Origin of the sequence: Oceanobacillus halotolerans, from assembly GCF_010993955.1 — a bacterium.
GTDB classification, from domain to species: domain Bacteria; phylum Bacillota; class Bacilli; order Bacillales; family Amphibacillaceae; genus Oceanibacillus_A; species Oceanibacillus_A halotolerans.
Window position 1 is genome coordinate 13,460 of the sequence record NZ_WIXL01000010.1, and the last position, 20,835, is coordinate 34,294.

18 protein-coding genes are annotated in these 20,835 nt (G+C 37.4%); 12 read left to right on the plus strand and 6 right to left on the minus strand.

Annotated elements, in window-relative coordinates; translation table 11 throughout:
* Positions 1-159 precede the first annotated feature (159 nt).
* The 4 genes from cdaA to GHC26_RS11540 all read left to right on the plus strand — a co-directional run bounded on the left by cdaA (position 160) and on the right by GHC26_RS11540 (position 6,103).
* Entirely contained in the window at positions 160-981 is an 822-nt protein-coding gene (gene cdaA / locus GHC26_RS11525) for a diadenylate cyclase CdaA (protein ID WP_163971422.1), read from the plus strand.
* A complete protein-coding gene (locus tag GHC26_RS11530) occupies positions 974-2,197 on the plus strand; it encodes a CdaR family protein (protein ID WP_163971423.1) in 1,224 nt (407 codons plus the stop codon). Before cdaA ends, GHC26_RS11530 begins: the two co-directional genes overlap by 8 nt.
* Before the next feature lie 88 nt (positions 2,198-2,285).
* Positions 2,286-3,632, plus strand: coding sequence for a phosphoglucosamine mutase (gene glmM / locus GHC26_RS11535; protein ID WP_163971424.1), 1,347 nt, complete (start codon positions 2,286-2,288; stop codon positions 3,630-3,632).
* 680 nt (positions 3,633-4,312) lie between these two features.
* Positions 4,313-6,103, plus strand: coding sequence for a S9 family peptidase (locus tag GHC26_RS11540; protein ID WP_163971425.1), 1,791 nt, complete (start codon positions 4,313-4,315; stop codon positions 6,101-6,103).
* A 46-nt stretch (positions 6,104-6,149) separates the two neighbouring features.
* Here GHC26_RS11540 and GHC26_RS11545 read toward each other — a convergent pair whose 3' ends face one another.
* Positions 6,150-7,802: a M4 family metallopeptidase gene (locus tag GHC26_RS11545; protein ID WP_163971426.1), complete on the minus strand. Its 1,653-nt coding sequence runs from the start codon at positions 7,800-7,802 to the stop codon at positions 6,150-6,152.
* A 678-nt stretch (positions 7,803-8,480) separates the two neighbouring features.
* Here GHC26_RS11545 and glmS point away from each other — a divergent pair.
* A complete protein-coding gene (glmS, locus tag GHC26_RS11550; protein WP_163971427.1) occupies positions 8,481-10,283 on the plus strand; it encodes a glutamine--fructose-6-phosphate transaminase (isomerizing) in 1,803 nt (600 codons plus the stop codon).
* A 250-nt stretch (positions 10,284-10,533) separates the two neighbouring features.
* Positions 10,534-10,677 (plus strand): hypothetical protein, encoded by a 144-nt coding sequence (locus GHC26_RS11555; protein WP_163971428.1) that lies wholly within the window; start codon positions 10,534-10,536, stop codon positions 10,675-10,677.
* A gap of 53 nt (positions 10,678-10,730) precedes the next feature.
* Here the strand turns inward: GHC26_RS11555 and GHC26_RS11560 are convergent, their stop codons facing one another.
* Positions 10,731-10,940: a hypothetical protein gene (locus GHC26_RS11560; protein ID WP_163971429.1), complete on the minus strand. Its 210-nt coding sequence runs from the start codon at positions 10,938-10,940 to the stop codon at positions 10,731-10,733.
* 173 nt (positions 10,941-11,113) lie between these two features.
* Between GHC26_RS11560 and GHC26_RS11565 the strand changes: the two genes are divergently transcribed.
* From GHC26_RS11565 to GHC26_RS11580, 4 genes are all read left to right on the plus strand, one after another.
* Positions 11,114-11,416 (plus strand): phasin family protein, encoded by a 303-nt coding sequence (locus GHC26_RS11565; RefSeq protein WP_163971430.1) that lies wholly within the window; start codon positions 11,114-11,116, stop codon positions 11,414-11,416.
* Between the two features lie 102 nt (positions 11,417-11,518).
* Positions 11,519-13,198, plus strand: coding sequence for an AarF/UbiB family protein (locus GHC26_RS11570; protein ID WP_205599220.1), 1,680 nt, complete (start codon positions 11,519-11,521; stop codon positions 13,196-13,198).
* A gap of 460 nt (positions 13,199-13,658) precedes the next feature.
* Positions 13,659-14,342, plus strand: coding sequence for an RluA family pseudouridine synthase (locus GHC26_RS11575; RefSeq protein ID WP_163971432.1), 684 nt, complete (start codon positions 13,659-13,661; stop codon positions 14,340-14,342).
* Positions 14,343-14,377: 35 nt separating this feature from the next.
* Positions 14,378-15,007: an NUDIX hydrolase gene (locus GHC26_RS11580; protein WP_163971433.1), complete on the plus strand. Its 630-nt coding sequence runs from the start codon at positions 14,378-14,380 to the stop codon at positions 15,005-15,007.
* Positions 15,008-15,283: 276 nt separating this feature from the next.
* Here GHC26_RS11580 and GHC26_RS11585 read toward each other — a convergent pair whose 3' ends face one another.
* Positions 15,284-16,444 (minus strand): MFS transporter, encoded by a 1,161-nt coding sequence (locus GHC26_RS11585; RefSeq protein ID WP_163971434.1) that lies wholly within the window; start codon positions 16,442-16,444, stop codon positions 15,284-15,286.
* 168 nt (positions 16,445-16,612) lie between these two features.
* On the opposite strand from GHC26_RS11585, the gene ytxJ reads away from it, so the two are divergent.
* The gene (ytxJ, locus tag GHC26_RS11590; RefSeq protein ID WP_163971435.1) at positions 16,613-16,957 is read left to right on the plus strand and encodes a bacillithiol system redox-active protein YtxJ; all 345 of its coding nucleotides are present in this window, start codon (positions 16,613-16,615) and stop codon (positions 16,955-16,957) included.
* A 12-nt stretch (positions 16,958-16,969) separates the two neighbouring features.
* Positions 16,970-17,377, plus strand: a complete 408-nt coding sequence (locus GHC26_RS11595; protein WP_163971436.1) for a secondary thiamine-phosphate synthase enzyme YjbQ — start codon at positions 16,970-16,972, stop codon at positions 17,375-17,377.
* A gap of 298 nt (positions 17,378-17,675) precedes the next feature.
* On the opposite strand, the gene GHC26_RS11600 is transcribed toward GHC26_RS11595, so the two are convergent.
* The 3 genes from GHC26_RS11600 to GHC26_RS11610 are packed head-to-tail and all read right to left on the minus strand — an operon-like array spanning position 17,676 to position 20,816.
* Positions 17,676-18,722 (minus strand): ABC transporter permease, encoded by a 1,047-nt coding sequence (locus GHC26_RS11600; protein WP_163971437.1) that lies wholly within the window; start codon positions 18,720-18,722, stop codon positions 17,676-17,678.
* On the minus strand, positions 18,709-19,662 hold the full coding sequence (locus GHC26_RS11605; protein ID WP_226376924.1) for an ABC transporter ATP-binding protein: 954 nt from the start codon (positions 19,660-19,662) through the stop codon (positions 18,709-18,711). Before GHC26_RS11605 ends, GHC26_RS11600 begins: the two co-directional genes overlap by 14 nt.
* Positions 19,663-19,664: 2 nt before the next feature.
* On the minus strand, positions 19,665-20,816 hold the full coding sequence (locus GHC26_RS11610) for a COG1470 family protein (RefSeq protein WP_226376925.1): 1,152 nt from the start codon (positions 20,814-20,816) through the stop codon (positions 19,665-19,667).
* Positions 20,817-20,835: the final 19 nt, after the last annotated feature.

Sequence of the window (20,835 nt, forward strand, 5' to 3'; positions counted from 1 at the left end):
GGCTTATGAAAAACTATAAATTTCACGCTTAATGAATAGCAATTATGGGTAATGTTTATTATTGATTACTTCACATGTTATCGCTTTAAATATGATATACTAATAATGGTATTATATGTATAGATGGGAAGAGAACTATGGATAAAAGGAAGTGTGAACATGCTTGATGGGGGATATGATTTCTTAAACCTGTTACGAATCGGCGTAGACATTGCTCTCGTCTGGTATGTTTTATATAAATTAATAATGCTAATTAGAGGTACCAAAGCAATTCAGTTATTAAAGGGAATAATTGTCGTATTTATTGTTCGGTTATTAAGTAGTGTATTTAATTTACAAACGATACAATGGATCACAGACCAAGCAATATCTTGGGGTTTATTAGTTATCATTATCCTTTTTCAACCAGAACTACGTCGAGCTTTAGAACAGCTTGGAAGAGGTAATTTATTCTCAAGAAGTACAAGGTCGGAAGAGGAACAGCTAGATCAAACCATTGAGGCGATTATTCAATCATGTAATTATATGGCAAAACGTCGTATTGGTGCACTAATTACCATAGAACGAGAAACAGGTATAGGAGATTATGCAGAAACAGGAATACAAATAAGTGGAAAATTAACACATCAATTATTAACAAATATCTTTACACCGAATACGCCGCTACATGATGGTGCCGTTATTATGAAGGGTAATGAAATTGTGGCAGCGGCATGTTATTTACCTTTATCCGAAAGTCCGTTTATATCTAAGGAATTAGGTACAAGGCATCGAGCAGCAATGGGGATCAGTGAGGTTACAGACGCCCTAACGATTGTAGTCTCCGAGGAAACGGGTAGTATTTCGTGTACGAAAAATGGTGAATTGCATAGGGAGTTAGACCAGGACACATTACGTAAATTTTTAAGAGAAAATTTATCTGTTAGTTTAAGAACCCCTGAGTCAAGAACATGGAATTGGAGGGGGAAAAAGGATGGATAATTGGTTTAATAGTAAATGGTTTGTACGTGTTATTTCATTAGCGTTTGCTATCTTGCTTTACGTAGTTGTTTATGTTGACATCAATGAGACACAATCCGATTCCCGCATTCCAGATGGAAGTGGTGAAATCCAAACACTTGATGATGTTCCAGTAGGGATCGTGATTGATGAAGAAAAGTATGTTGTTCGTGGAGTACCTGAATATGTTAGTGTCACTTTGGAAGGACCGCAAAGTACTCTAACGTTAACCACAACACAACGAAATTTTAATGTCTTCGTTGACTTAGAAGGATTAGGGGAAGGCGAACATACAGTAGATATCCAGCATGAAAATATATCAAATGATTTAGGCGTTTATATCGAACCGAAGACGATCGATGTAACGATTGAAGAACGAGCTACACAATCCTTTGATGTGAGCGTTGACTTTGTTAATACAAACCAGCTTCCAGAAGGATATGAACTTGGTGATGTTGAAGTGAATCCTGATACTATAACGATCACTAGCTCAAAAAGTACTATTGAACAAATTGCTCTTGTAAAAGTATTCGTAGATGTAGCTGGTGCAACAGAATCCATAAATAACCGGGAAGTACCAGTAAATGTATATGATAGCCAAGGTAATGAACTCGGTGTTCGAGTTGAGCCTGCTAGTGTAAATGTATCGGTGGAAGTGGATAACCCAAGTAAAATCGTTCCTGTGAGTGTAGAAACAACAGGTGATTTACCTGATGGTTATTCCCTTCTATCGGTAACTCCACATTTAGAAGAGGTTGAAGTTTTTGCAACGAGTGATGTTTTAGAAGGCATTGAGGGAATCACTACAGAAGAAATAAACCTAGAAGAGTTAACAAGCTCACAAACTATTAATGCTAGTTTAGTGTTACCAAGTGGCGCAAGTGTCCCTAATGGTGATACAATACAGGTTGATGTAAAGTTAGAACAAACAAGGACCATTGAAGATGTATTGGTAGATGTGGAAAATGTTCCAGATGGACAAGAAGTCACATTTGTACAACCTGATGAAGACAGAATGGGAATTACGATTGTTGGGAATGAAGAAGATGTAGGCGATTTATCAAGTGAAGATTTCCGATTAGTAGCAGATGTATCTGGATTAGGAGAAGGAGAACATCAAATTCCTGTCACTGTAGAAGGACCAGATGATATTTCAACCGAGTTAGAATTTGAAGAAATAACAATCGATCTTTCGTAAAGTAGAAAACGATAAATAGAGAGAACCTTGGGTAGAGGAAACATGTTTAGAAGTATGGTTTAAATGGGGAATAAAGGAGAGGTACTACATGGGAAAATACTTTGGAACAGATGGTGTTAGAGGAATAGCGAACCAAGAACTAACACCTGAGTTAGCATTTAAGTTAGGCCGTTTTGGAGGCTATGTGTTAACGAATGGTACAGATAAACCAAAAGTATTAATTGGTAGAGATACTCGAATTTCAGGACATATGCTAGAAGGTGCTTTGGTTGCTGGATTATTATCCATTGGTGCGGAAGTTATGCGTTTAGGTGTTATTTCTACACCAGGTGTTGCCTACTTAACAAAAGCAACAAGCTCACAAGCAGGTGTGATGATTTCTGCGTCACATAATCCTGTAGAAGATAATGGTATTAAATTTTTTGGTTCTGATGGTTTTAAATTAAACGATGCAACAGAAGCGGAAATTGAACGATTAATGGAAGAAGGCGATGATCTTCCAAGGCCAACAGGAGCAAATATAGGTCTCGTCAATGATTACTTTGAAGGCGGACAGAAATATCTTTCTTTCTTAAAAGAGACGATCGATAATGACTTTGAAGGAATGCAAATTGCATTAGACTGTGCGCACGGATCAACCTCCAGTTTAGCAACCCATTTATTTGCCGATTTAGAAGCAGATATTTATTCAATTGGGAGCTCACCAGATGGGCTAAACATTAATGATGGGGTAGGTTCCACTCATCCAGAAGCGTTACAGGAATTTGTGAAGGAAAAACAAGCAGATATAGGTCTTGCCTTTGACGGGGATGGGGATCGTCTTATTGCTGTCGATGAAAACGGCGAAATTGTAGATGGCGACAAAATCATGTATATCTGTGGAAAATATATGAATGAAAAAGGGTTCTTACGAAAAAGTACCGTTGTTTCCACTGTTATGAGTAATTTAGGCTTTTATAAAGCATTAGAGGAAAATGGAATGCGTAGTGATAAAACAGCCGTAGGTGACCGTTACGTTATGGAAGAAATGCGTAAAGGTGGTTATAATCTTGGAGGAGAGCAATCCGGACACATTATCTTCCTAGACTACAATACAACAGGAGATGGGATGTTATCTGCCTTACAATTGGTTAATGTGTTGAAAGAGACCGGGAAGCCACTTTCTGAATTAGCCAGTGAAATGACGGTTTTTCCACAAGTATTAAAAAATGTCAAAGTAACCGATAAACATGAGGCATTAAATCATCCAACCATCAAACAAGAAATTGATGCTGTGGAAAAAGCAATGGGAGAAGAGGGACGTGTTCTTGTACGTCCATCTGGTACAGAGCCACTAGTTCGTGTCATGGTGGAAGCACCAACAAAAGAAGACTGTGAACGTTATGTCAATCAAGTCGTCAAGGTTATTGAGGAATTAATGGGAAGAAACGACTAAAATAATTTGCAAAACTGCTTTCTTTATGGAGAGCAGTTTTTTATTTTAGTTACAACAGCCATTGATAATTTCTTCTGCAATCTAACACATAGTCAACGAATATTGTATTATCTCTAATCTGATAAATAAGCATGAAACGCTTCTTAACTATCATTTTACGATATTTATTTGCTGGGAGTGCTGTATCAGACATCCATGGATTTCTTTCAGGAAAACATTGCAATGATAATACCTATACTTAATGTCTCTACGGAAAACCCATCCACTAATTCCCTTGTTAGTAAGAGAATCGTTAATCGAACAAGAGTAGTGAAGACACTTCCAATTAACCCAATAGTTAGGGCAAGCTTAGGGATTTTTGTTGATACAATTAATAAAATAAATGGTTTGAGACTAGTTTGTTATTTTTCCATTTCGTTTCTCCAATTTTAATTGATTATTTTAATTTTATTTTCCTCATTATGTAATTAACTAATTTATGGGGTTGCTATTCTCCAATCTAAAAGTATAGCGGTAGTAGATGAATAGGAAGTGCAGGTAAATATTTGTAAACGTCAATCGAAGCATCGAACAACTATCTTTTTCTATGACAGTAAGGTTAATTACGTTATAATAGAATTAATTTAGACATAAGTAAAACTTTTCTTACTATATTTCAAAGTAATTCAAGGGGGTCCATTATGATTGAATTTCCAAAACCAACAGTAGATCAATTTTTTCGTACATATGTTATTACTAATTTTGCGGTGAGCAGTGATGAGGAACGTCTCATTTTTTCCTCGAATTTAAATGGAAAGATGAATTTGTGGGCAATGAACTTACCAGACACATTCCCATATCTTTTTGCGCAAAAGGATGAGTCCTGTAGTTTTATCAAATTTGATCCCCAAAATCGTTATGTATTAGCGGGATTTGACCAAGATGGTGATGAAAACCATCATATATATGCAATCCCTAATGAAGGGGGAATCCCACAAGCCCTTATCTCAGGTGATGCAGCTGAAAAGTACTTTTTCACTGATGTAAGTAATGATGGGGAACGAATCTATTATATGACATCAGAAGAAAATCCTTCATTTTTAAATACACGAGTTCGAAACTTAGCTAATGGCACCGATACGCTACTCAATACTGGGGAAGTGTCGCCAACAGAGTTAGCGGCTGTGTCAAATAAAGAAGATGCTTTTGTGTATATACGAGCGTTTGCGAATACATATGTTATAGGTTTTGTGAAAACAGGAGATGAACAACATAGTTTAACCCCTGACCCAGATGAAGTACATATAACATTTGATCCTATTTTTATAGACGATAACACGATTTATTTTATCACTGATTATGAAAGTGAATATAGTTATATCGCGAAATTCGACTTGGCGTCAAAACAATTCTCACCTGTTGTGAACGTTAATGACGAGAGTATTCAATCCTTAAAATGGAATAAAGAGAAGAACGCTTTTTATTTCATTACAGAAGATGGTGTGCAGGATAAATTATACCAGTATGATTTAGCTTCTCAGGACATTCAAGAACTTTCTGCACCTGTAGATGTCATTGACCAAATTCAGGTAGCGAATTCTGGAAACCTATATGTACTCGGAAGAAGTGCTACTATTCCACATAATATTTTTCAGTCTTCTGATGGGGTGGAATGGAAGCAATTAACGAATAATCGCGTATTAGGGTTGACGAAAGAGGATATGGTAGAACCTGATGTTATTTCATATCAATCTTTTGATGGTATGGAGATGGAAGCATTATTATTTAGAGCCAAACCGGAAAATGATAATGGGTATACAATCTTTTGGCCTCATGGTGGACCACAAGCATCTGAACGGAAGATGTTCCGTGCCATGTTTCAATGCTTCTTAAATCGTGGGTACACTATTTTTGCACCTAACTTCCGTGGCTCAACAGGGTACGGGTCATCTTTTGTAAAACTAGTAGAACAAGACTGGGGAGAAGGACCTCGGCTGGATTGCGTCGCTGGTATTGAGTGGTTATTTGAAAACCACATAACAGATCGTGAGAAGTTATTTTTAGTCGGTGGCAGCTATGGTGGATACATGGCATTATTATTACATGGTCGACATTCCGACTATTTTAAAGCCGTTGTTGATATTTTTGGCCCTTCTGATTTATTTACGTTTGTTAACTCAGTGCCACCTCATTGGAAACCTATCATGGAACGCTGGTTAGGAGATCCAGAACGTGATAAGGAGCGCTTTATAAAAGATTCACCTGTAACGTACTTAGATGGAATGGTTAAACCAATGCTCGTTATCCAGGGTGCAAAGGATCCTCGTGTTGTAAAAGAAGAATCAGATCAAATTGTCGCTAAGCTTAATGATGAAGGTCGTGATGTCGAGTATCTTGTCTTGGAGGATGAGGGACACGGGTTCTCGAAAAAAGAAAACGAAATAAAGGTATACACCAGAATGCTTGACTTTTTAGAAAAACACCAAGCATAACTGAAAAAACTTGTAGGGAATGGACCCCTACAAGTTTTTTTGATTTTTATTCATAAATTCCTACTTGATCAAAGCCATCAGCTGCTGCTAATGCTTCTTCACTCCCTTCACCATAAATATCCTCAGCAGATTGAATAATAGCATTGCGTGCATCACTAAAGTTAGAATTAGCTGTTAAATAAGTGACAAGTGCACGATAATAGATCTGACCAAGTTTTTCTTTTCCAATTTGTTCTCCTGTAATGAAGGCTGCATGGTTAATAATAGATGAATTAATATGCACGCCACCATTATCAAGGTCAGTTGGTAATTCATAAAATTCATCCATGTGTGAAGGATACATTCCACCATTGTTACTATAAGGAACATAGTCTTCATTTACAGGGAATTTGCTAGGGTCACTTAAGCTGCGTAATGCAGTTCTGCCATCTGCTTTGGCATCAGGACCCATAATATCTTCACCAACTTCCCAGTCATCTTCATCGACTAATGCACCAAAAATATCAGCAAATGCTTCGTTCAAAGCACCGGATTGTCCGCGGTAAACTAAATTTGCAGAATTGGTAATTACTCCGTGTGTCATCTCATGTGCTGCGACATCCAATCCTGCTGATAGTGGAACCATAAACGATCCATCACCATTTCCATATGTCATTTGCCGACCATCCCAAAATGCATTATTGTAATTATCTCCATAATTCACTCGAGAAACAATTGCCATTCCTTCATCATCAAGGGAATTACGATCATGCTCATTTAAATAGTATTCATATACTTTTTCCGAATTGTAATGTGCATCTACTGCAGGACGATGATACTCGTCTTTCCATGAGGCACTATTATTTGTAGCAATTTCTCCTGTATTTACATCATACGTGTAAATACCTTCTAAGCCTTCATGTGAATTATCCGATAATGTAAATTGTGTTCCTGACTTTGGTTCTTTTACTTTTGTGGTATGGATTTTACGATGGTCACCAAGGACACCTGTCCCAACACTTTTGTGAAGTTCTCCATGTTTCGCATGGGAAATTGTATTATATTGATCGATTACAGTACCATCATTAGCATCTACAAAAACAAACCAATTACCTGGTTCATCTGTTGTAAAGGTGAGATTAACTTTAAATGTTACATAATGTTCCTCTTGAAACGGGTAAATAACTAATTCTGAAGTTGGTTCATAATCTAACTGATCAGGTGCGTTTACAGCTGTCTTTGCAAGATCTATTGCTTTCTCTTTACTGATGTCAGGAGTTGTATCTAAGGTTGTGGAATCTATCTCAGGATTGTGGTGACCATTTACAGAAACAAGTTCATCATTTTCATTGTAATGGACAATAACTTCAGAACCTTCTACAGGAATACCATCTTTTGTTTGAATTAATCGCACGTGTGTCATACCAAGTTCATCTGTTTGTACGTCTTTTACATCTAAATTTTCTTCGGCATTTTCAATTCCATATGTTTGCTTGTTATTCTGTAAATGTGCTTTCGCTTTCGAGGCCTTGTTCGTTGTGTGTTTTTCTGCAAATTTTTCTTTGACGAAGATTGGAACATTTGCATTTTCATTCCATTCTTTTTGGGCTTGTACATTAGCTGTTTCAGGTACATTTACAGCTAGAACACTGCTTGCTGTAAATGAGCTTACAATGAGTGCTGATGACAAAACTGCTGGAACTACATATTTTTTCTTCAAAAAACCCCTCCTAAAAATAGTATGGTTCTAGTATATAGGGCCAGACTCTACATTTGTATAATCAATTAGGATTATTTTAAATATTTAAAATTATAATTCGAAAGAACGAGTTAATAGAGTTTGCTAGGTATAACCTATGATACTTTTTTAATTTCCTAGTAAATAAGTGTTAATGAATTTGGATTAGGATATGAACACAAAAAAGCATGTGGCATACAATATCTAGCGTAATGGATTTATATTTATCCAGCTTTAACGTCCTGTCGCATTGTTGGCACTAGTACGCCTTCTGCATCGAAACCCTGCTGACTAAAAATCACTTTATATTGACGGAACAATTCTCTGTCGGGTAAAATTAAATGTATGCTTAATGAATTATTTTCATTGAGCTATTCAAAAATAGAAAGGAGTTTCGTTTTATTTTAAAAACAACTTAAAAGCGCCAGGGCTATTTTCGGACGGGAAAGGAAATAGTTGACGAGGCGGGGGTTTATCGAATACATCGGCGGATACCTCCCGATTGTGCATCTCAGTCGTGATGCTTTTTCCAAAACAATAAGGTGACTTATTGGACAAAAGAAAAGGCAAGATGCATTCATAACACGAGAAGGGGGCAACAAAACGCCCCATCGTAAAATCGGTCGTTTGTTGTCCTTTTCACCAAGGAGGAACAACGATATGTGTGGAATTGTAGGATATATTGGACAGCAGGATACAAAGGAACTTTTATTAAATGGACTTGAAAAGTTAGAATACCGAGGATATGACTCTGCTGGGATTGCAATGTTAAATGACAGTGGATTGAATCTTTTCAAGGTAAAAGGACGAATTGCAAGACTTCGGGAAAAAGTAGATATGAACGTTCAGGCAACAATGGGAATTGGTCATACCCGCTGGGCAACACATGGAGTGCCAAGTGAAGATAATGCACATCCACATCAAAGCGCGTCTGGTCGATTTACTATTGTTCATAATGGTGTGATCGAAAATTACCAAGCATTAAAGAATGAGTATCTACAGGATGTATCATTTGGCAGTCAGACAGATACCGAAGTCATTGTGCAATTAATCGAAAAGCTATCAGAAGAATATGATACGACAGAGCAGGCTTTTCGAAAAGCAATGGATATGTTAAAAGGGTCATATGCGATTGCATTAATTGACGAAAAGGATAATGAGACGTTATATGTTGCGAAAAACAAGAGTCCATTACTAGTAGGCATTGGGGATGGCTTTAATGTTGTAGCAAGTGATGCGATGGCAACACTAAAAGTAACGGATCAGTATGTTGAAATCCAAGATAAGGAAGTAGTATTAGTAAAACGTGATCAAGTAGAAATACAAAAACTAGATGGAACGACTGTTGAACGAGAACCTTATACAGCACAAATTGATGTGAGTGATACAGAAAAGGGTACGTACCCACACTTTATGCTGAAGGAAATCGATGAGCAGCCACTAGTCATGCGTAAAATCATAAAAGAATACCAAAATGGTGATAATGAATTAAAATTAGATTCAGCAATTCGTGATGCCATGAAAGCTTGTGACCGAATTTACATCATAGCTGCTGGAACTAGCTATCATGCTGGTTTGGTGGGAAAACAATTAATTGAAAATATCGCAACTATTCCTGTTGAAGTTCATGTAGCAAGTGAATTCTCCTATAATATGCCATTACTATCTGAAAAACCATTATTTATCTTCATCTCACAAAGTGGTGAAACAGCAGATAGTCGTGCAGTGTTAGTAAAAGTAAAAGAATTGGGTCATCCAGCATTAACGATTACCAATGTGCCAGGATCCACCCTTTCTCGTGAAGCAGATTATACGTTACATTTGTATGCTGGTCCAGAAATTGCAGTAGCATCTACGAAAGCGTACACAGCACAAATAGCTGTATTAGCAATCTTAGCTGTTGATACAGCGCAGGCAAAAGGAAATAATTTAGATTTTGACCCAATGCAAGAGTTGGGAATTGTTGCAAGTGCAATGGAAGCATTAACCGATCAAAAGGAAGCAATTGAAGCGTTAGCGAGAGATTACTTAAGCACGACACGAAATGCATTCTTTATTGGTCGTAGTACGGATTATAATGTTTCGATGGAAGGTTCATTAAAACTAAAAGAAATTTCCTATATCCAAGCAGAAGGGTTTGCTGGAGGGGAATTGAAACATGGAACAATCGCTTTAATTGAAGATGGAACCCCTGTTATTGCACTTTCAACACAGGAAAATGTAAACTATTCTATTCGTGGTAATGTGCAGGAAGTAGTGGCAAGAGGTGCAAATGCCATGGTAATTAGTATGAAAGGTCTAGAGCAAGATGACGATGCATTTGTTCTTCCACAAGTGCATGAATTATTGACTCCGTTAGTAAGCGTTGTTCCTTTACAACTATTAGCATATTATGCAGCATTACACCGTGACCGCGATGTTGATAAGCCACGTAACCTTGCAAAAAGTGTTACTGTTGAGTAATTGAGGGCAAGATTGCTGAATTCCTTGTAGCACATGGAGAGAAGAATAGGTTTTTGTAATAGTATAAAAGAACCGGGAGTATGTTATTAATACATCTTTCCGGTTCTTTTTTTTATCACGTGTTAACTGGCAGTAAGACCCCACTGAATGAGTTGTCTTTATACTAGAAAGCAACAATACTTTAAACATAGCCTTCTGATAAAAGCATTATATTTTGCAAAAAATAGTTATATGGAAAGGAGGTCATGATATGGATCAAAAAAATAAGCAAAAGTATAAAATAGTAACGGGAAAATATCAATCAAAAGCAGGGGATTTAGAGTTTGGTTATGAATATACAACGGGAAATCGTTTGAGTAGAAAAGGTAGAAAAGATACAAAACAGAATAATTAAATCGATATAGGAAACTCTGATGCAAATGTCACATCAGAGTTTCTCCAATAGCGCTATGAGTTATTATATACTTGAGAAATTTCTTTTTTCGCAATTTGTTCATTTGCCGCTTCCAATTCTTTATGCTCATCAACCGAATCACCAGCATAGTTATCCTCTTCCTGTAACGGGTTGTTAGTATTCAACCCATTATGAACATTTAGTTCACCATCCATATTGGAAATAGTGGGACGTTCGAATTTCTTTTTTGGTTTTTGTGTCATTTCTGTTTCACCTCCCGCCTATTTTTTGATAAATTCATGTCACTATACGTCTTTCTTTCGGTCGCATGGTTGAAAGATGCTATAATAGAAATGTAAAGCATAAGTATAGAAGAGATACCATTGTTACCGTCACCGAACCAAGTGTTAAATTTTTTCAAAAGGAGAGGGATATAATGAGAAGTACCATTCGAAAAGGGTTAGCTTTAGGATTAGGGCTTGCTGTAACAAGTAAAGAGCAAGCACAAAAAGTTGTAGATGAATTAGTGGAACGTGGGGAATTAAGTAAACAAGAATCCAAAGAATTTTTTAATGAACTACTAGAAAAAGGCAAGGAAACACAAAAACAAGTTGATGAAAAGATACAACATAAACTAAACCAGTTGCTAGATGAAGCAAATCTTGCAACAAAAGAAGAAGTGGATGCATTGAAAGAGCGCGTGGAAGAACTTGAAAAGCAATTAGAACAAACAAAATAAACAAAAGGTTTTGAAGCTTATTGTATCGCCAATAAGAAAAGGGACGGCATTCGCTATAAAATTATGGCGATTGCCGTGTTTTTCTAAAAAGGAGGGGTTTCTATTTTTGAAAAGCGGATTCGCCAACTTCAACGTTACCGGGATATTGTTATTGCATTTTCTCATTATGGATTTGGTTATATTGCGATGGAGTTAGGTCTACATGATTTGTTATCGCTGCCAAAACGATTATTTGTAAAAGGCTATAAAGAAACACGAACAAAAACGACTGGAGAACGTGTCCGTTTGTTTTTGGAGGAATTAGGTCCTACGTTTGTAAAATTAGGCCAATTTGCCAGTACCCGTTCCGATGTCTTACCTCCAGATATCATACTGGAATTAGAGAAGTTGCAAAATCATGTACCACCATTTGCCTTTGAAGATGTAAAGGATACGATTGAAGGGGAATTGGGTGGCCAATTAAAGGATTACTATACTACATTTCAGGAAACCCCTCTAGCGGCTGCTTCAATTGGACAAGTACATTATGCCACACTTCATTCCGGTGAAGCAGTAGCAGTTAAAGTACAGCGACCAAATATTACTAGTACGATTAAAACCGATTTAGAAATTCTTGAAGACTTGGCAATGATAGCAGAGTCTCGATTGGAATGGGCAGCACGCTATAAAGTGCAGGAGATTATACAGGAATTTTCCAAATCATTACAAGCAGAGTTGAATTATGCTTTTGAAGGGCGAAGTGCAGTTAGGATAGCCAATCAGTTTAAAGAAGATGAACATATTCATATCCCAAAGGTGTATTGGGACTACACAACAAAAAAAGTATTAACGATGGAATATGTCCAAGGAATAAAATTAAATGATGATGAACAGCTAAATAAGGTTGGTGCTGACCGCAAACTGTTAGCGGAACGGGTTGTTCGAGCATTATTTCATCAGGTTTTTATTGAGGGTTTTTTCCATGGTGATCCACATCCTGGGAACATTGTTGCAAAGTCAGGTAATAGTATTATTTTTATGGATTTTGGGTTAGTAGGACGGATTACACCGGATATGAAAAAGCAGTTATCTGATTTGGTTATCGCATTGATGCGCCAAGATACAGATGGTATGATAAAGGTTATTACCCGTATGGGAGTTGTACCAGAAGATGTAAATTACCGACAGCTGCGAAAAGACTTGGATCAATTACGAGATAAGTATTACGATCTTCCGTTCAGTCAAGTTAGTATAGGAGAAGCCGTTAATGATCTGTTTTCAATCGCTTACCAGCATCAAATACGTATTCCAGCTGATTTAACCCTATTAGGCAAAACGTTATTGACAATCGAGGGCATGGTGGAGAAGTTGGATCCAGATCTTAGTATCATTAAAATGGCAGAACCATTTGGAAAACAATTATTGAAGGAACGGTATCATCCGAAACGTGTGGCAGGAAGTATATGGCAAGATTTAGCGGAATACGGGGAAGTTATTTCCGAATTGCCGAAGAACATCCAAGATTTAAAAGCGGTTGTGCAAAAGGGAAAAATCAGAATGGAAATTTCCATGCCAGAACTAGATCAGTCTTTAAAAAAATTAGATCGTATTAGTAACAGGCTTTCCTTCAGTATTGTATTGTTATCCTTTAGTATCATTATGGTAGGCTTAATCGTTGGATCTGCATTAATGAGACAATCCACTTTATTATGGGACATTCCTGTAATTGAAGTTGGCTTTATTATCGCTATATTGATGTTTTTATGGATTCTATTTGCCATTTTTAAATCTGGCAGGTTTTGACGGAAGTGCCGTCACTCCCCCTTTTCTCTAAATTTATCCCGCATGTAACGGGCAGTAAGACCCCCACTTCAAGATTTCTTAGGAGATCCAAGAAAGATAAGTGGGGGATCAAACTGCCCGTAAATGTCCGATTCGTTCAACTAACAATCAGTGGGGGAGGAAACGAAACCTCCACTAATTGAAGTTTCACTTTATTTTTAGGCTCTTTTCTAAAAGCTTGTTGTTTTTCAAGTAGTATTTATCTTAATGAAAAGTTGATAAATTATGCGTCCTAAAATTGCACCATTGATTTCCGCTTCGGACAGTCGCTTTTATGTCTCTGGTGAAAGCGAAGTATATTTCCGAAGCGGGTTAAAGAACCAACTGACAGCTTAAGTTAAGACACATCATATAGAAGTTGTAACGTTAAAAAACAACAAAGAATACAAAATGAGCATATCTAAAAAAGGAGTATCAACCAATGAACATACCAGTCTTGTATGAAGACAATCATTTGCTTGTAGTAGAAAAGCCAGTGAACATACCAGTACAAGAAGATATAACAAAGGATCCAGATTTATTATCGATCCTTAAAGAAGATATAAAAAAACGCTATCAAAAGCCAGGAAATGTTTTCTTGGCACTTGTACATCGGTTGGATCGTCCTGTTGGGGGTGCTATGGTGTTTGCAAAGACATCCAAGGCGGCATCCCGTTTATCAGACTCCATGAGAAGAGGGAAATTTGATAAAAGTTATATGGCTGTTGTAAGAGGAGAGCCCCAGGCTGAACAAGCGACTTTAGAACATTATTTATGGAAAGATAGATCAAAAAATAAGGTATATGCTGTTTCACCACAATACAAACAAGCAAAGAAAGCAAAACTAGCATATAAGGTTGTAGATCAAACAAAACAATTTAGTTTACTAGAAATTCAGCTTTATACAGGAAGGCCACACCAAATCCGAGTACAATTATCCGAAACAGGGTGTCCTTTATACGGCGATCAAAAGTATGGACAAGGCCTAAATAAACATGGTCAGCAAATTGCGTTATGGGCAAACGAACTATCATTTGAACACCCTACGAAAAAGGATATTATTACGGTTCATTCCACTCCACCAAGTGAATATCCTTGGGAACAATTTGATGTATTGGATGGATGAGGTTAAATTTAGTAGATAAGCATGGAGGTGATTAGTTGGATACACAGCATATTATTCAAAAGGTCAAAAAGCGTCAACCATCGATAATGGGGTATAAGCATTTTCGGAAATCTGCTGTTTTAATACCACTTATAGAGGTAGAAGGCGAAACTCACATTTTATTTGAAGTAAGATCAATGGCGTTACGTAGTCAGCCTGGCGATATATGTTTTCCAGGTGGCCGGATTGACAAGGAGGATGAGAGTCCAAGAGATTGTGCAATTCGCGAAACATCAGAAGAGTTAGGAATTCTAAAAACTGGGATTCAAGACGTAACTCCACTTGACTACGTCGTTTCTGATTTTGGCAGAATCATTTACCCTTATATTGGTACCATCACCAAGGAACATGACATCACACCAAACCCTTCCGAAGTAGCACAGGTTTTTACAGTACCATTAGCATACTTTCTTCATACATCTCCTGAGATTTACAAAGTTAAACTTAATGTAGTGCCAGAAGCGGATTTTCCTTTTGATTCAATCGTAGGTGGGGAAAACTATAATTGGCAATTACGTCATATTGATGAGTTTTTTTATCGATATGAGGATAAAGTCATTTGGGGATTAACCGCTAAGATCTTGCATCATTTCATCACTGTTGTTCAACAGGAGGAAATACAATAAAAACGTCCATCAGCTTTCATTCAGAAGCTGTTGGACGTTTATTTTTTGAAAGGTAGGAAAGTATAAAAAGTTGCTGTCATTACTGCCTTGGATGGGAAAGGCTACGTCCAGCTTCAGCGCCTACCCCCTCGAGGTCATAAGTCAATCCACATTACGCGCAAAAAGCACCACGTCGAGGCTTGGCTTATGCTTGGCAGATAAGAAACTACTTACTGCATAAGTGCAACTAAGGCTTTCGCCACTTGGCGACAAGCCAAGTTTTCTAATCGGGGGTAATCAAGGCACTTGCGCTTTTGTTCGGGACTTCGAAATAAATGCTGCAAACGCTGTGCCAAGGGAGAGGAGGATAAATAATGATCCAACCATGGCATTGTCTTCTACTGTCGTTCTTTCAATAATAATTCCGCCAATGAAGGAACCGAATGCAATTCCAAAATGCAAGGCAGAGTTATTTAAGCTTTGCTGAATATCCGCATTTTGTGGAGACTTTTGAATAAGATAGCTTTGCACAGCTGGAGTAATTGCCCAACTTAATATTCCCCATATAATGACACCACCAAGAAATACTGGTAAAGCAAAGGTTGTATATGGAATCGAAAATACGGTGATAACAAACAGAATGATACCAATAACAGCTGTTCGTCTGCTTCCATATAAATCCGCAAGTGTACCACCAATGCCACCACCACTTACTGCAGCTACACCGAATACAAAGAATACAATACTAACTAGGGTACCTTGAATGCCCATTGTTTCATTTAGAAAAGGGACAAGATAGGCATATAAAACAGTGTGTCCTGTCATATAGAGAAAGGTGGTTGTTTGTGCAAATAGGATTTTTTTCTGTTTTAATGTTTGTAGTTGCTCCTTTAGTCCGATAGCTGGTTTGGGTGCGACTCGATCCATGAGATAATATACACCGATTATAGAAAGTATTGTTAAAATCGTAATCATAAGAAATGGAGCACGCCATCCAAATGTATTTCCTAACACTAAACCAATTGGAACACCTAACACAAGAGAGCCACTAACCCCCATAGATACAATTCCAATTGCTCTTCCTCTATATTGAGGACGTACAAGTGTTGGTGCCATGACAAGACATAATATAATGAGTAAGGCACCACTTGTTGCTGAAATAACTCTTCCTAGAAATAAAATACTATATGTTGGACTAAAAAGTGTCACAATATTTCCAATGAGGAAAATACATAGTGAAATAAGTGTTAATCGTTTTCGTTCTATATTAGACGTTAAAAATAATAATATTGGTGAGGCAATTGCAAAAATAAGAGAAAAAATAGTAATTAGAAAGCCAGCCTGTCCAAGCGTGACATTCATATCTTCTGCAATAAGATCAAGTAGTCCACTAATAATTAATTCAACCATTCCAATTACAAAAGAGACAATCATTAAGAAATATACTCGTTTATCCATGTTATGACGCCTTTCTATAGAAGTTCCGGCTTTAATCGTACGCTCTTTTACAGGAAAAGACAAGAAGAGTTATCAATCCTATTATTGAAATTAACCATGATTGTTTGTCGCATGCACTCTAGATCAGGTAAAATGAAGGAAACTAAATGACCTAAAGGAGGAATTGCAATGGCAACATTACAGGAATTACATAACAATTCGGATTGGGACTATCTTCTAGAGATATCTGCGGAAAAACCAGTTCTCCTTTTTAAGCATAGTACTACCTGTCCAATCAGTGCAGGTGCATTTGATCAGTACCAATCGTTTCTAGCAAATGGTGAACATGTACCTCAAAGCTATATGGTGAAGGTAATCGAGAGTCGTACAGTTTCAAACCAAGTGGAAAGAGATACAGGAGTGAAGCATGAATCACCACAAATCTTTCTAATACGTGATAAAGAGGTAGTATGGCATACCTCGCATGGAAACATTACAGCAGAGTCCATCAAAGAAGCACTTAACCAGAAATAGGAAGTGACAGGAATGGGACGTAATGTTTATCAATTTACTATTTCAACTAAGGAAAAACAGTCGTTTACCAATCTAGACACCTATTTGAAAAGAGCATTATCTGATAGTGGAGTGAACGATGGCATTATGGTAGTATATTGTCCACATACAACGGGAGCTATTACGATTAATGAGAACGCTGATCCCGACGTAAAAATAGATTCACATCTGGGATTAAATGAGACATTTCCTAATAAAACTGAATATATCTATATGGAAGGGAACTCAGACGGCCATATGAAATCATCGGTAATTGGTGCAAGTGAAACATTGATTATAGAAGATGGGAGTATCCTATTAGGGACATGGCAAAGTGTCTATTTTACAGAATTTGATGGTCCAAGAACACGAACTATTTATCCCGCATGTAACGGGCAGTAAGCCCCCCACTTCAAGAGTTCGAGGAGACCCAGAAAGATAAGTGGGGGATCAAACTGCCCGTAAATGTCCGATTCGTTCAACTAACTAACAATCAGTGGGGGGAGGAAAGGAAACCCCCACTTATTGAAGTTTCACTATATGTAAAAGTAATGGAGGGTTAAACCCCCTCCACTTATGCGTTTTACCCCAACTTTTCCTGCTATATATGATGAAATTCTTGCACCTTCATGAGTCTTCTATATCAATCCTAATATTTAGAAAAGCACCCGATTGTAGTAAAACGAGTGATTTCTATTATTTAGTTAGTTCGAATTTCTTGTCGCATAAATAAAATATAGGCAATGGCAAAGCAGATCATGGTCGCGGCAATTAATCCAGTTAATTGTGGCCATATGAGCAATAGGCTTTGACTTAACGGCAATGGGCTTACGACTGCACCAGCTGTTTGTTCCATTGTTAATGGTCCTAGACTTCTAACAGTTGGTGACAATAAGATCGTTGTTGATTCATTAAACAAATGGTTTGGTGAAAGTCGCATTAAATTCAGGATTGTTTCTTGGTGATCAACAACTTGTGTTGGATCCGTTATAGACTCTGGGTTAAGGAGTGAATTTGAAAATAAGCGAACAATGATAGAGTAAAACACATTAAAGAATAACCATACAGCAATTCCAGACAGTGCTGCTGTTGCAGAGTTCTTAAAGACGGTTGAGAATAGGATCGCCAAGTTTAACCAAAATGCAATATAGACAATACATAATAGGAGAAAACATACGATTCTTGTAAACTCTTCCCCTGTTGGAGGGATACCTAATAATAGAATACCCAATGCTGTCACAAGGAACCCGAGTGAGAAAAACAAAATGGTGTTTAATAATAATGCCGAAACAAACTTTGCATTTAATACAGAATCCCTTGGGATGGGATGGGCCATTAACCGACTTAATGTCCCTCGACTTCTTTCGGAACTAATGGCATCAAACCCAAGAGCAATCCCAAAAAGTGGACCAAGAAACCCAACAAATGTAATGAAAGATGGTAGTGTTCCATCTGATGTTGTAAAAATTGTCAAAAATAAATAAGACTGGCCAATTTGATCTACTTCTTCCGCATTCTCTAATGTGTCCGAAATGGTAGTAACGGCTGTATATAAAGAGCCAAAAGATGTTAGTAAGATAATAAGAAGCAGGATAATAATACGCCAACTTCTTAAGTTATCAGTAAATTCTTTACGAACGATTGCCCAAAATGCTTGTGTGTTTGTATTAGTAGCAGCAGACCCACTAGGTTTTACTAGTCCCGAGAAGAAGTCTTTCACTTGTTCTTTTTTATTAGCGAGATCCATGTTGCTCACGCCCTTCAAAATAACGATGATAAATTTCGTCTAACCCAAAATGCTTATTCGTCAATTGATATAATTTAGCACCAGACTTAATAATGAGTTGGCTGATAACAGATGATATATCTTGTTTACTGTACACTTCTAGTTCGTTACCGTTCTTTTTTACATTTGTTACATAGTCGGTTTGCCGTATTTTTTTCATTAGTTCTTCCTTAAGAGGGGACGCTTGGACCACTGTGACAAAGGTATCTTGTTTAAATAACTGTCTTGCTAATTCGGTAATATTTCCTTCGGCTAATAATTTCCCCTCAACAAAAACTCCTACTCGATCACAAATTTGTTGAACTTGGTGTAGCTGATGGGAGGATAGCAATACCGTAATTCCCTCTTCTTTGTTTAACGTCTTGATCAGATGTAATAATTCGCGAACCCCTTCTGGATCTATTCCCAATGTTGGTTCATCCAAAATAATAATTTCAGGGTTTTTGATTAACACATCAGCTAAACCAAGTCGTTGTTTCATCCCTCTTGAATATTTGCCTGTTTTTTTATGTGCTGATTCGCTTAAATTTACTTTTTCTAATAAGTCGTAAGCTCGTTTTTCCGCAATCTCTCTCGATATGTTATTTAATTCTGCCGTATATAGAAGGTTTTCAAAGCCTGTCATATGATGATAAAACCCTAAGTTATCAGGAAGGTACCCTACTCTTCGTTTGACATCAATTGGGTTACGAATAGAGTCAAATCCACAGACATGAATACTTCCGTTAGTTGGTTCTATGAGACCTAATAACATTAAAATGGTAGTTGTTTTTCCAGCTCCATTTGGTCCTAATAAACCAAATATTTCTCCTCTAGGAATGGAGAGGGATAATTGGTTTACAGCATATTGCTCATCATATTGCTTTGTTACGTCATTAATTTCGATGATCGATGCTGTCACGCTTATCTCCTCCCATATTTGCGATAAATATAGTACAGTCCACCAAGAACTCCAACAATGATGAGGACACCGATAATGCCCCATAATGTCGATGTTTGAACAGATACACGAAAGTCTGCTTCAGCTGAAGCCTCTGTGGCGGATGCAGAAATGGTAGTGACATAGTCCCCCGCTAATGCATCATCTCCTGCAGTAAGTGTTGCTTTGACAGTTTTAGACTCACCAGCCTCTATTTCTGTAATGGTACTTTTGTCAAATTCAGATTCCCAATTTGGAGGGGTTGTAGCAGATAATTCAATATTGGTAAGTTTTGCTGTTCCCGTATTTTCAACAACTATATCTATTACACGACTGTCTCCTGCAGTAATATCAGTACTTAAATTCCCTGTAGGTGTTGTGACATTAAGATCATAGGTCCCTGTAATAACAGCTTCTAATGTTTCCTCGGCTGATGTACCGCTTCCCGCAACTTGAATTGGTATTTCATACGTATCAGCAGTCGCATTTTCAGGTGGTGTTACATCAATTGTAACGGATGTTTCACTATTCGCATCAACCGTTACAGATGTTACATTATCTCCATCTGCTTTATACTGGACTGCCCATCCTTCAGGTGCACTTGAAGTTAGTGCATAGTTTTGCTCTTCGGCTGTTCTATTTTGGATGGTAGCAGAATAGGAAAAGCTTGACCCCGTGTCTCCTTCTAAATTCGGCTGATCTACTGATAGTTCCGTTTTAAATGTTCCTTCTTCGGTTACAGTTGTTAAAAAAGGTAAAGAAGATTGATTTCCATTCTCATCAGTTGCAACAAGATTAAAGGAATAATCATCCTTTTCAATTTCAAGTGGCACGGATACTTCTAAACCGATGGTTTGTTCACTATTTCCTAAAATAGATAATTGTTGAATATCGTTCCCGTCTGCAGTAATGCTGTAGGACCAATCCTCTGGTAATCCATCGACATCAAATGTAACATTCTGGATATTTGATTCGTTGTTGATGATATCAACGGAATAATTAATAGATTCCCCTGGTGTTACCGAAAGTCCTGTATAAGGAGTAAATAAAGATACCTCCGCAAATGCCTTACTGTTACTAAGTGTAAGTGATGTGAGAAGCATTACCATAAGTAATGAAATAAGCTTTTTGTACACCTTTAAAACCCCCTAATGA